Raw genomic sequence first — 12,102 nt, forward strand, 5'->3', positions numbered from 1 at the left:
TCAGACCTCCACCGACGTCGACGGCCGCGCCCGGCGGTTCGGCCGGCTCCAGGGCGCGAGCAGCCGCCCGACGAGCACCCACAGGGCGTCGAAGAGCAGCGCCAGCACCACGATCGCGAGCAGCCCGAACACGATCTGCGCGGTGTAGAACCGCTCGAACCCCTGGGTGAACAGGGCCCCCAGCGCGCCCTGGCCGATGATGGCGCCCACCGCGACCAGGCTGAACGAGCTCACCGTGGCCACCCGCATCCCGGCGATCAGCACCGGCACCGCGAGCGGCAGCTGGACGCCGACCAGCAGGCCGAGCGGGCGGTAGCCCATCGCGACACCCGCCGTCAGGACCTCGGAGGGGACCTCGTCGAGCCCGTCGACGACGCTGCGCACGAGCAGGGCGACCGCGTAGACGGTGAGCGCGACCGCGACGTTGACCGGGTCGAGGATCCGGGTGCCGAGCAGGATCGGCATGACGACGAACAGCGCCAGCGACGGGATCGTGTAGAGCACGCCGGTCAGCGGCAGCAGGATGCGCCGCGCGCCGCGCGAGCGCCACGCCCACCAGCCCAGCGGCAGGCTGATCACCAGGCCGAGCAGGACGGGGACCAGCGCGAGGACGACGTGCTCGCCCGCCAGCGGGAGGATGTCCTCGCCGAAGAGCCTCACCGCACGGCCTCGGGCGAGGACGCCCGCGCGGTGTGCAGCAGGGTGATCACGGCCTCCGGCTCGATCCCGCCGAGCAGCCGCCCGTCGTCGTCGACGGCCACGCCCCGTCCGGCCGGCGAGCTCAGCGCGGCGTCGAGGGCGCTGCGCAGCGACCCGCCCTCGGCGTGCACCGTGCCCAGCGCCACGTGCTCGGACCCCTGGCGCCAGCCGGTGGGCCGGCCGTCGTCGTCGACGACGAGCAGCCAGCCGTCACCGCCTATCGGCGTGCTGTCCTTGCTGGTCGGGAGAGTCTTGAGCGAGAGCGAGCCGGCCCCGACGAACTGCAGCCGCCGGTAGCCGCGGTCGCGGCCGACGAACTCGGCGACGAAGTCGTCGACGGGCGCGGCCAGCAGCTCCGACGGCGGCGCGAACTGCGCGAGGGTCCCGCCCACGCGCAGCACCGCGACCATGTCGCCGAGCCGGATCGCCTCGTCGATGTCATGGGTGACGAACAGGATCGTGCGGCCCAGCTCGGACTGCAGGCGCAGCAGCTCGTCCTGCAGGTCCGCGCGCACCACCGGGTCGACCGCGGAGAAGGGCTCGTCCATCAGCAGGACCGGGGCGTCACCGGCCAGGGCGCGGGCCACCCCGACGCGCTGCTGCTGGCCGCCGGAGAGCTGCGCGGGGTAGCGGCCGCCCACCCGCAGGTCGAGCCCGACGCGTTCGAGCAGCTCACCGGCCTGCCGGCGGGCCTGTGCGCGGCTGCGCCCGAGCAGCACCGGCACCGTCGCGACGTTGTCGAGCACGGTCCGGTGCGGGAAGAGCCCGGCGTTCTGGATGACGTAGCCGATGCCGCGGCGCAGCGTCGGCGGGTCCTGGGTGGAGACGTCCACCCCGTCGAGCCGGACCGTTCCCGACGACGGGTCCACCATCCGGTTGACCGTGCGCAGGGTGGTCGTCTTGCCGCAGCCCGACGGACCCACCAGCACCGTGATCTCGCCCTCGCGGGCGGTCAGCGACAGCGACTGCAGGGCGACGGTGCCGTCGGGGTAGGCCTTGTGCACCTCGGAGAACTCGATCACCGCAGTGGTTCCTCCGCGGTCCGCGGGCGGCATCCTCGTCGGCCGCCTGGGTCGCAGCACGGTAACCGAAGGTCCCGGTCAGCGCGCGGGAAAGCCGTGATCAGGAGGCGTCGGCCACGTCCGGGGCGATCGGACCGCGAGCGAGGACCTCGGCGAGCTTCGGCCCCGGCATGGCCCGGGCGAACAGCCAGCCCTGGTAGGCGTCCACGCCGAGGTCGCGCAGCACCGCGAACTGGTCGGCGTCCTCCACGCCCTCCGCGACGCAGGTCTGGCCGATCGCCGCGGCGAGCTCGACGACCGCGCGGGCGACCGCCCGGTCGGACTCGCCCGTGGCGACGCCGCGGACGAAGCCCCGGTCGAGCTTGACGATCTGGGCGGGCAGGCCGGTCAGGCGCGAGAGCGAGGAGTAGCCGGTGCCGAAGTCGTCCACCGCGAAGCGCACGCCCGCGGCGATCAGCTCGTTCATCTCCCGCAGCGTCGACGGCGGGAGGTCGGCCAGGCAGGTCTCGACGAGCTCGAGCACCAGCCGGTCCCACGGCAGCCCGGACTCGGCGACCGCCTCGTGCACCGTGGCGAGGAAGTCCGGGTCGCCGGGCAGCAGGCCCGCGAGGTTGACCGCGACCGAGGCCGTGCGGCCCCCGTGGGCGGGCCAGGTCGCGGCCTCGCGCACGGCCGCCCGGAGCACCCAGCGGTCGAGGTCGCCGAGCAGGTCGGCGGCCTCGGCGATCGGCAGGAACTTGTCCGGGAAGATCAGGCCGTGCTCGGGGTGCTGCCAGCGCACCAGGGCCTCGGCGGTCTGCACGCAGCCGTCCGGGCCGACCACGGGCTGGAAGTGCAGGACGAGCTCGTCGTTGACCATGGCCTGGCGCAGCTGGGACTCCAGGCGCAGCGCCTCGTCCGCGCCGCGCATGATCGCCTCGTCGGCCAGGGCCACCCGGCTGCTGCCGCTCTTGGCCTCGAACAGGGCCGCGTCGGCGAAGCGGATCAGGTCGCCGGTCGCGGGGTGGTCGGGCAGCTCCGGCTCGTCGACGTCGCCGCCGGCGACGGCCGCGGCGAGGACCTGCGCCACCGGGTCCGCGTACGGGTCGATCTCGCCGCCCCCGGCGCTGGCGGGCAGCCCCAGCGCCGCACCGACGGCGGCACCGATCGTGGCCGAGACCCGGACCAGCTGGCCGTGCACCGGCACGGCCGTGCGCAGGAGCTTCCCGACGAGGTCGGTGAGGGCGTCCAGCCCGCCGTGCGCGTCGACGTCGGCGCAGACCACGACGAACTCGTCGCCGGAGTGGCGGGTGGCGCTGCAGCCCGGGGGCAGCCCGTCGCGCAGCCGGTCGGCGAGCCACACCAGCAGCTCGTCCCCGGCGTCGTGCCCGAGCGAGTCGTTGACCCGCTTGAAGTTGTCCAGGTCGCAGAACAGCACCGCGGTGCGCCGCGCCGACGGGCCGGAGAGCAGCTGCGACACCGCGCGGGTGAGGGCCCGGCGGTTGGGCAGGCCGGTCAGCTCGTCGTGCATCGCCTGGTGGCGCAGCGACGCCTCCACCCGCCGGTTCTCGGTGACGTCGGTGAAGACGACCAGGTGGGTCGCGTGCCCGGCGTCGTCGACCGAGACGGACACGTGCAGCTCGCACCACACCGGGTCGGTCAGCTCGCCGCGGGCACCGCGTTCCCGGCGGCGCAGGGCGCGGGCGGTGCAGGACCAGCTGATCGAGCCCGCGGACCCGGCGGGACGGCCGAGCAGCGGGGCCGGCATCGCGACCGTGTCCGGGCCGAGCTCGGCCTCCAGGTCGAGCAGCTCGTCGGCACGCCGGCCGCGCAGCGCCTCCTGCCCCTCGCCGAGCAGCCGGCACAGCGACTGGTTGGCCTGCACCAGGCGCTCGTGGTCGTCGAAGATGGCGACGCCGACGGGCGCGACCGCCAGCAGGTCGGTGAACCGCTGCGTGGAGGTCCGCATCCGCGACTCCACCGCGCGGCGCTCGGTGACGTCCTCCACGGACCCGGTGATCACGACGCGGGCCCCGACGGTGGTCCGCTCCGCCCGGACGTGCAGCAGGCGGTTCGGGGCGTGGGCGGCCCGGACCTCGAGGTCCAGCCGGGCGCCGGTCTCGACCATGGCGGTCCACCGGGCCCAGACCTGCGGGCGGTCCATCGGGTGGACGCACTCGGCGACCGTGGTCCGGAGCACCGGGCCGACGCTCGGGAGCCCGAACAGGGTGCGCGCCACCGACGAGATCGTCCAGACGTCGGCGGTGCGGTCGAGCTCCCAGGCCCCGACACCCGCGAGGCGGGTCAGCCGCTCGAGCCGGCGCCGCTCGTCGGCGACCGCGGCGTCCACGGTGCGCCGCACCGTCTCGGAGCCGTCGAGGTCGCTGACGTCGACGGCGAGGAGGGCCCGGTGCGGGGAGTTCGGCAGGCGGTCCCAGCGCAGCAGGCGGACCGGCACGGTCGCCCCGCCCCGGCGCCGGATCTCGCCGGTCTCGCCGGTCGGTCCCGGTGCCCCGCCGGTGACGAGGACCGCGTCCACCGGGCGACCCGCCATCTCGGCGACGGGCGTCCCGGCGAGCCGGGCGAACTCCCGCGACGCGGTGACGACGAGGCCCTCGGCGTCGTAGACCACCGCGGGCCCCTCGGGGAGGAGCTCGAGCAGCGGGTCGGTGCCGCCGGGGGCGGACACGGGCGCGGCGGCCACGGTCGCGGCCTCGACGGGGCTGGCGGTGGTGCTCGCAGTGCCAGCGGTGCGCGCGACCGCGGGCAGCGGAGCGGACGGGGTGCCGGCCCGGTGGCGGTGCGCCCCGCCGTCCTCTCGGCGGCGCGGGCCGGGCGCCGGTGCCGCGGGCGTGGCGCCGTGGCGCGGGGCCGGGGCCGCCGGGGACCCGGGCCGGGTGGCCGCCTCGGAGCGGGCCGGGCGACCGCGCGGGACCGTCGGGAGGGTGTCCGCCTCGCACCGCCCGGCGGACCCGTCGGCGCGCTCCTCCCCGCGGGTCTCGTCGGCGGCGTGGGGACGGGCGGGCGCGGGAAGCTGGTCGCCGACGAGGCCGGGCTCGGACGCGGAGGCGGACGCGGCGGCGCCCGAGGCGTCCGCCACCCGCACCACCGCGAGTCGCGGCGTTCGCCTGGCTCCGTTCACGCGTTCGACCCCTCACCGGCGGTGCACCCCTGACCCGATCGGGCCGGTCGGACCGCCTTCCGATCACCGCAACGAAGGAGACCGCGCCGGGGTCCGGGCACATCACCCCGTCGGGTGCACCGGGGCGCCGACCGACCCGTCTCACGCGGTCGCGTGCATCAAGTCGGGCGTATCTGTCTCAACCCGGACGGTGAGCGGTTGGACGACGGCACGTAGAGGCGACGAACGGCACAGAACTCATGGTGTGTCGCGCGGCCGGTGGGTCGTTCACTCAGACGCGCGTCGTCCTTCACGATCCGTGCGAGCCCGTCGGCGCCAGCGGTCGGCAGGGCGCCGCGACCGGTACCCCGTCCCCGATCGGTTCACACCTGATCACCCAGAAGTTCGTGCCGTTCGTCGTGCGTGATCCGGCTCACCCGTCGGTGGCGACCTCGGCCACGTGCGTGCGCACCACCCCGTCGGCCCCCGCCGCCTCCGCGACCGCCGCGGCGACCGCCGGCGCGACCCGCGGGTCGAGGGCGCTGGGGACGATGTGGTCGACGCCGAGCTCCTCGGAGGCGATCCGGAAGATGGCGTCGGCCGCGGCGAGCTTCATGTGCTCGGTGATGCGGCGCGCGGAGGCGTCGAGGGCTCCCGCGAACACGCCGGGGAAGGCCAGCACGTTGTTGATCTGGTTCGGGTAGTCGCTGCGGCCGGTGGCGACCACGGACGCGTGCTTCCGGGCCACGGCCGGGTCGATCTCCGGGTCCGGGTTGGACAGCGCGAACACGATCGCGTCGTCGGCCATCGTCTCGATGACCGACTCGGGCACCGTCGAGCCGGAGAGACCGAGGAAGACGTCGGCGTCCGCGAGCGCGGTCGTCAGGTCGCCGCGCAGCCCGCGCGGGTTGGTCTGCTCGGCCAGGGCGTACTTGGCGACGTTCATGTTGTCGCGCCCGGTGTGGATGACCCCGCGGGAGTCCAGCACCGTCACGTCCTCGACACCGGCCTCGATGAGGATCTTCGCGCAGGCCACTCCGGAGGCGCCGGCCCCCGAGACGACCACCTTGAGCGGCTCCAGGTCCCGCCCCAGCGCCGCGGCGGCACCCCGCAGCGCGGCGAGGACCACGATCGCGGTCCCGTGCTGGTCGTCGTGCATGACGGGACAGTCGAGCGCCTCGATCAGCCGCCGCTCGATCTCGAAGCACCGCGGCGCCGCGATGTCCTCCAGGTTCACCGCCCCGAAGCTCGGGCGCAGGTGCACCAGCGTCTCCACGATCTCGTCGACGTCGGTGGTGTCGAGCACCAGCGGGATCGAGTCCAGGTCGGCGAACGCCTTGAACAGCGCCGACTTGCCCTCCATCACCGGCAGCGACGCGCGCGGGCCGATGTCGCCGAGGCCGAGCACGGCCGTGCCGTCGCTGACCACCGCGACCAGCCGGTGGGTCCACGTGTAGCGGGCGGTGAGCGCGGCGTCGTCGGCGATCGCGCGGCTGACCTTCGCGACTCCGGGGGTGTAGGCGATGGACAGGTCGCGGCGGCCGCCGAGAGGGACGGTCGGCGCGATCGAGAGCTTGCCGCCCTCGTGCGGGCCGAAGATCTCGGCGTCGGTGAGGTCGCGGCCGCTCGTGTCGGCGGTGGAGCCGGTGTCGGCGCTCGGGACGGAGCTCGTGCTGCTCACGCGGTCCTCCTGCTGCTGGTGGTGGTCGTGGTCGTGGGACCCGCCGTCGCCGACGACGGATGGGCGGCGAGAGGAGGGCGCCGGACCGGCGGACGGTGGAGTCCGGCGATCGGTCGGTGCACGGTGGACATCTCGCCGCGCGAGGGATGACTCGCGCCGGGCCGGGCGGGGGTGACCCGCAGGGGCCCGATCCTGTCGTGCGTCGGGCGCCGTGTCTGCGCCTCGTCGGGGTCGGGCCGGTCACAGGCGCGGCGGCATCCGGCCGGCCGATAGGGTGCGTCGGCGTGGATGCGAAGGAACTCGCCGTGCCCGGTGCGTGGGTGTTCACCCCGCCGGTCTTCCCCGACTCGCGCGGCGCCTTCGCGGCACCCTTCCAGGCGGAGGTGTTCGCCGGGGTGGTCGGGCACCCGCTGCATGTCGCGCAGGCCAACACCAGCGTATCCCGGCGCGGCGTGCTGCGGGGGCTGCACTACGCCGACGTCCCGCCCGGCCAGGCCAAGTACGTGCAGTGCTCCGCGGGCGCCCTGCTCGACGTGGTGGTCGACCTGCGCGTCGGGTCGCCGACGTTCGGCGACTGGGACGCGGTGCGGCTCGACGCGGACACGCTGAACGCGGTGTACCTGTCCGAGGGGCTCGGCCATGGGTTCCTCGCCCTCGTCGACGGCACCGTCGCCACCTACCTCTGCTCCACCGCGTACAACCCGGGCGCGGAGCACGGGGTGGACCCGCTCGACCCCGCGCTCGGGCTCCCCTGGACAGACCATGTACCCGCTGACGAGCTCGTCCTCTCCGACAAGGACCGTGCCGCTCCCTCCCTCGCCGACGCCCGTGCCGCCGGTGCCCTGCCCGACGCCGAGGCCTGCCGGGCCCGGGTGGCGGCGTTGACCGCGGGTTCCTGACGGCGGGTCGGGCCGGCCGCCGTCACCGTGATCGGCGGCTCGTGAGCGACACGCGCAAGCCGGTGTGCGACACGCTCACGAGGTCCGTGGCGGGCCGGCGGGTCACCAGGTGGCGGCCAGCTTCGTCAGGGCGGCCTTCGCCGTGGCCTCGGGGACGCCGGCCGACGGCGGCACGGTGAGGACGACCCGCCCGCCCGCGGCGCTGCGGGACACCCCGGGCCCGCCCGTCGGGGCGGGCGCGGACGCGGTGGTGGCGGCGACGGCGAGCACGAGCGGCTTCCCGCCGCGCGTGACCGTGCAGGTGACCTGACCGGCCTTCGGCCCGTTCGCGACGGCGGCCTTCAGCTCGGCCGCCGGCACCCCGAAGGCCTTCGCGACGGCGGGCACCGAGGCCGTGCATCGGGCGGCGGGGGTCGGGGTGGCCGGGGTGGTCGTGCTCGACGGCGCGGTGGTGCCCGGTGTGGTGGTCCCGGGCGTGGTCGAGCTCGGCGGCGTGGTCGTGGTGGAGGACGGCGGGGTGGAGGACGGCGGGGTGGTGGTCGACGGCCGACCCGACGACGATGGCGCGGCGGGCGCCCCTGCGCTGCTGGCCGGCGGTGCGGCGGGCGCCGGTGCCGGTGCCGGTGCCGCCATCGGCGCGGCCACGGCCGCGGCCGCCGCCGGTGCCGGGACGACCGGGCTGCCGCCGACCAGGCCGGTCGTCGGGACGGGAGCCGCACCCGCCGTCGTCGTCGCGAGGTCCGGGGACGGGAGCGCCGCGAGCGTGGGGTCCGGGGTGGTCCCGGGGGTGAGGTCGGCGTCCGGGATGCCGCCCTCGGAGTCCGGCACTCCCAGGGCACCCGAGGAGTAGGCGTCCGCCCAGCGCAGGACGGTGGCCACGTAGGTCTCGGAGTGGTTGTAGCGGAAGACCGCGTCGTGGCGCCCGGAGGCCGTGGCCAGGTCCGTGCCGCCGGCGCAGAGGTAGCGCCCGGTGGCGAGGGCGGCGTCGAAGGCGTTGTCGGGGTCGGCGGTCCCGTCGCCGTTGCCGTCGGCGCCGTAGGTCCGCCAGCTGGTCGGGATGAACTGGGTGGGGCCGACGGCCCGGTCCCAGGTGACGTCGTGGTCGAGGGCGCCGCCGTCGGTGTCGGTGATCGCCGCGTTGCCGCCGGTGCCGTCGAGCTGCGGGCCGAGGATCGGCCGCACGGTGGTCCCGTCGGCGCTGACCGCGCCGCCGTACGCGTGCGAGGACTCCACCTTCCCGATCCCGGCGACGAGGGCCCAGGACAGCGAGCAGCCCGGGGCGCTGCGGTACAGCGCGGCCTCGGCCCCGCGGTAGGCGGTCAGCATGGTCTCCGGGACCCCGGCGCCCCCGGACGGCAGCTCGGCGGGGGGCAGCTCCCCGGGCAGCAGCTCCGGCAGCGGGGCGACCCCGGCCTCGGGCGCGCGCCCGGTGGCGCCGACCTCGCTGGTGTCGACCGGCGGCAGCGCGGCCGTGACCGGCACGTGCGGCCCGCCGGCACCGAGGGCGCCGAGCAGCAGCACCGCACCCACCGCCCAGGTGACCAGCACGCGCGGCCGAGGACCACCGCCCGCGGTGCGCTCCGTGGCCACCATCCACGCCGAGCCGATCCACGGCCCCCGCTCGTTCCCCACCGACCGCTCCCGTCCCCCGGTACCCGTCGAGGGGACTGTCGTGGCGGCGGGTCCTGACGCTAGCCGCGTCCGGCCTTCGTCCCCCGAACGTGACCTTCAGCGTCGGCGCAGGCGGCCCGGACCCGGCCACAGCCGGTGGGTGACGACCGCGAGCGCCTCGGCCGGCCCGAGGGTGCGCGAGTCGGTCGACGCGAGCGGCGCGTCCCCGAGCGCGAACCAGCGCCCGTCGTCGTCGGGAAGGGCCAGGCGCTTGACCGAGAGCTGGTCCGGCCGCGCGGGCCACCGCACGAGCGCGACGTCCCCGGCCCGGGCCCGGCGCCCGGGCAGGGCCAGCACCACGTCGCCGTCGTGCAGCGTCGGCGCCATCGAGGAACCGCGCACGAGGACCCGGCGCGGCGCTCTCACCAGCGACGACCGTCCGCCGTCACGCGCCGACGCGTTCATCTCCCATCCCCTGCCCGGGCTCGACGCCGGGAGTAGGTTGGGCCGCGGTCGGAACGATCACCGTGAATGGAGGCGACATGGGACTGCTCAGCATCCTCCCGGGGCGAGCGCAGCGACGGGGAATCCTTCGGCCGCGCCTGGAGGCCACCGCGCACTGCGACCTCCCGTGCGGCGTGTACGACCCGGCGCAGGCCCGGATCGAGGCCGAGTCGGTCAAGGCGATCCAGGAGAAGTACCAGGGCTCCGACGACCCGGAGTTCAAGGAGCGTGCCATCCAGATCAAGGAGGAGCGCTCCGACCTGGTGAAGCACCACCTGTGGGTGCTGTGGACGGACTACTTCAAGCCGCCGCACTTCGAGAAGTACCCGCAGCTGCACGAGCTGTTCAACAAGGCCACCAAGGCGGCCGGCGCCACCGGGACCAAGGGCTCCACGGACCCGAAGTCCGGTGAGGAGCTGCTCGGCTACATCGGCGAGATCTCGGACATCTTCTGGGAGACCAAGAAGGGCTGAGGCCCGTGAGTCGGCGCGCCCGCCCCGCTCGTCGGGGCGGGCGCGTCGTCGTGTCAGGAGGTAGTGGTGAGCGAGAGCCCGGTCGGCCGGCTGTACCTGCTGCGTCACGGGGAGACCGAGTGGTCGCGGTCCGGGCAGCACACCGGCCGCACCGACATCCCGCTGACCGCGCGCGGCGAGGAGCAGGCCCGGGTGGCCGGCGACCTGTTGCGCACGCTGCGCGGCGACGCCCAGCCCGCGCCGGTGGTCTGGTGCAGCCCGCGCACGCGCGCCGCCCACACCGCGGACCTCGCCGGGCTCCGCGTCGACGAGGTGCGCGAGGACCTCGTCGAGTGGGACTACGGCGACTACGAGGGCCGCACCACGCCCGACATCCGCACCGAGGACCCCGGCTGGACGATCTGGACGCACCCGGTCCCGCACGGCGAGACCGACGAGGCGATCGCGGCACGCATCGACCGCGTCGTCGCCGACGCGGACGCCGAACTGGCCGGGCGGGACGTCATCCTCGTCGGCCACGGGCACGCCTCTCGCGTGTTGATCGCCCGCTACCTGGGCCTGCCCCCGTCGGCCGGGGTCGGGTTCGCGTTCGACCCGGCGTCGGTGACCGTGCTCGGCCACGAGCGCGGCGAGCACCGCATCGACCTGCTCAACGTGCCCGGAGGGCTCGTCGAGGCGCCCCCGCCGCCGGCGGACCGGCACTGAGGGCCGGCCCCGGCGCTACTGCTCGGCCCAGTCCCGCCCGGCCCGGGTGAGCACCCCCGCGAGGACGCCGACGCAGACGATCGCCAGCGGCCCGCCGAGGTCGGGGCGCCCCGAGGTCACGCCCGCGTAGAAGGCGACGCCCAGCCCGATGAGCTGCGCGACCACCACCGGTCCGCGCGCTCCGCGGCTCCCCCGGGCCAGGGCGACGCCGGCCGCCGCGGCCCCGAGGCCCAGCAGGATCACGAAGCCCCAGACCTGCGGCACGCCCTGGAGCGCGAGGAACACGACGCCCGCGACGAACAGGGCGATCCCCTCCCCCGCACACACCAGCGCGGCCACCACGACCGAGCGCGGCGGGGACGTCGACAGCACGGAGCCCAGCGTAGGCGCCGCCCGACGGGGCGTTCCCGGCCCCACGCCCGGCCCAACGGTCCGGGCGGCGGGGCTACGGTGAGTGCCGTGCGCGCCCTGCTCGTGGCCAATCCCTCGGCCACCACCACCACGGCAGCAGGCCGCGACGTCATCGCCCACGCCCTCGCCAGCGAGCTGAAGCTCGAGGTGGTGGCCACCCGCTACCGCGGGCACGCGGCGGAGCTGGCCGCGCGAGCCGCGAACGAGGGCGTCGACCTCGTCGTCGTGCTCGGGGGCGACGGGACCGTCAACGAGGCCCTCAACGGCCTGCTGGTGCACGGCCCGCACCCGCAGGCGCCCGCGCTCGGCGTGGTGCCGGGCGGGTCGGCGAACGTCTTCGCCCGGGCCCTCGGCGCGCCCCGCGACCCGCTGGAGGCCACCCACCAGCTCCTGGGCGCGCTCGCGGCGGGGCGCAGCCGGACGGTCGGGCTGGGCAAGGCCGACGAGCGCTGGTTCAGCTTCAACGCCGGTCTGGGCTGGGACGCGGACGTCATCGCCGCGATGGAGCGGGCCCGGGGCCACGGCCGCGAGGTCACCCCCGCCCGCTACGTCGACACGGCGATCCGGCGGTGGGCGCGGGCCCGGGCCAACCCGCCGTCGCTCACGGTGGAGATCCCCGGCGAGGAGCCGGTCGAGGGCGTGAAGATGGCCATCGTCTCCAACACCGACCCGTGGACCTACCTCGGCGGGACGGCGGTGCGCACCAACCCGGGGTGCTCGTTCGACGGCGGGCTCGGGTTCTTCGCGATGCGCCGGCTCGGGCTGCCGACGATCGCGCGCACGGTGCGGCAGATCCTCCGGGACGAGGGCTTCGGCGGCCTGCCGTCGGTGGTCCGCCACGACGACGTGCCCGCGCTGCGCATCACCACCGAGGAGCCCGTCAACCTCCAGGTCGACGGCGACCACCTCGGGCGGCGCAGCGACGTGGAGTTCGTGGCGGTGCCGGAGGCGCTGCGCGTGGTCGTCTGAGGTGACCTGGGTCACTTCCGCGCCGACG

General features: G+C 75.8%; 11 protein-coding genes. 4 read left to right on the plus strand and 7 right to left on the minus strand.

Annotated features, from left to right (window positions below):
• The 4 genes from WCD74_RS13665 to WCD74_RS13680 all read right to left on the minus strand — a co-directional run bounded on the left by WCD74_RS13665 (nucleotide 1) and on the right by WCD74_RS13680 (nucleotide 6,421).
• The gene (locus WCD74_RS13665; RefSeq protein WP_337695381.1) at nucleotides 1-660 is read right to left on the minus strand and encodes an ABC transporter permease; all 660 of its coding nucleotides are present in this window, start codon (nucleotides 658-660) and stop codon (nucleotides 1-3) included.
• Nucleotides 657-1,721: an ABC transporter ATP-binding protein gene (locus tag WCD74_RS13670; RefSeq protein WP_337695382.1), complete on the minus strand. Its 1,065-nt coding sequence runs from the start codon at nucleotides 1,719-1,721 to the stop codon at nucleotides 657-659. Before WCD74_RS13670 ends, WCD74_RS13665 begins: the two co-directional genes overlap by 4 nt.
• A gap of 100 nt (nucleotides 1,722-1,821) precedes the next feature.
• Entirely contained in the window at nucleotides 1,822-4,842 is a 3,021-nt protein-coding gene (locus tag WCD74_RS13675; RefSeq protein ID WP_337695383.1) for an EAL domain-containing protein, read from the minus strand.
• A 412-nt stretch (nucleotides 4,843-5,254) separates the two neighbouring features.
• Complete coding sequence (locus WCD74_RS13680; protein ID WP_337695424.1) at nucleotides 5,255-6,421, minus strand: NAD(P)-dependent malic enzyme; 1,167 nt, start codon at nucleotides 6,419-6,421, stop codon at nucleotides 5,255-5,257.
• Nucleotides 6,422-6,786: 365 nt separating this feature from the next.
• On the opposite strand from WCD74_RS13680, the gene WCD74_RS13685 reads away from it, so the two are divergent.
• Nucleotides 6,787-7,401, plus strand: a complete 615-nt coding sequence (locus tag WCD74_RS13685; RefSeq protein ID WP_337695384.1) for a dTDP-4-dehydrorhamnose 3,5-epimerase family protein — start codon at nucleotides 6,787-6,789, stop codon at nucleotides 7,399-7,401.
• A 102-nt stretch (nucleotides 7,402-7,503) separates the two neighbouring features.
• On the opposite strand, the gene WCD74_RS13690 is transcribed toward WCD74_RS13685, so the two are convergent.
• Both WCD74_RS13690 and WCD74_RS13695 read right to left on the minus strand, forming a co-directional pair.
• A complete protein-coding gene (locus WCD74_RS13690; protein ID WP_337695385.1) occupies nucleotides 7,504-9,033 on the minus strand; it encodes a lytic transglycosylase domain-containing protein in 1,530 nt (509 codons plus the stop codon).
• A 96-nt stretch (nucleotides 9,034-9,129) separates the two neighbouring features.
• Complete coding sequence (locus tag WCD74_RS13695) at nucleotides 9,130-9,438, minus strand: S26 family signal peptidase (RefSeq protein WP_337695386.1); 309 nt, start codon at nucleotides 9,436-9,438, stop codon at nucleotides 9,130-9,132.
• 116 nt (nucleotides 9,439-9,554) lie between these two features.
• Between WCD74_RS13695 and sodN the strand changes: the two genes are divergently transcribed.
• Both sodN and WCD74_RS13705 read left to right on the plus strand, forming a co-directional pair.
• The gene (sodN, locus tag WCD74_RS13700; RefSeq protein WP_337695387.1) at nucleotides 9,555-9,989 is read left to right on the plus strand and encodes a superoxide dismutase, Ni; all 435 of its coding nucleotides are present in this window, start codon (nucleotides 9,555-9,557) and stop codon (nucleotides 9,987-9,989) included.
• A gap of 63 nt (nucleotides 9,990-10,052) precedes the next feature.
• Nucleotides 10,053-10,694, plus strand: coding sequence for an acid phosphatase (locus WCD74_RS13705; RefSeq protein WP_337695388.1), 642 nt, complete (start codon nucleotides 10,053-10,055; stop codon nucleotides 10,692-10,694).
• 15 nt (nucleotides 10,695-10,709) lie between these two features.
• Here the strand turns inward: WCD74_RS13705 and WCD74_RS13710 are convergent, their stop codons facing one another.
• A complete protein-coding gene (locus tag WCD74_RS13710) occupies nucleotides 10,710-11,066 on the minus strand; it encodes a hypothetical protein (protein ID WP_337695389.1) in 357 nt (118 codons plus the stop codon).
• A gap of 87 nt (nucleotides 11,067-11,153) precedes the next feature.
• On the opposite strand from WCD74_RS13710, the gene WCD74_RS13715 reads away from it, so the two are divergent.
• Entirely contained in the window at nucleotides 11,154-12,074 is a 921-nt protein-coding gene (locus WCD74_RS13715) for a diacylglycerol/lipid kinase family protein (RefSeq protein ID WP_337695390.1), read from the plus strand.
• The last annotated feature ends 28 nt before the right edge of the window (nucleotides 12,075-12,102 follow it).

Source organism: Actinomycetospora aurantiaca, from assembly GCF_037401875.1.
Classification (GTDB): Bacteria; Actinomycetota; Actinomycetes; order Mycobacteriales; family Pseudonocardiaceae; genus Actinomycetospora; species Actinomycetospora aurantiaca.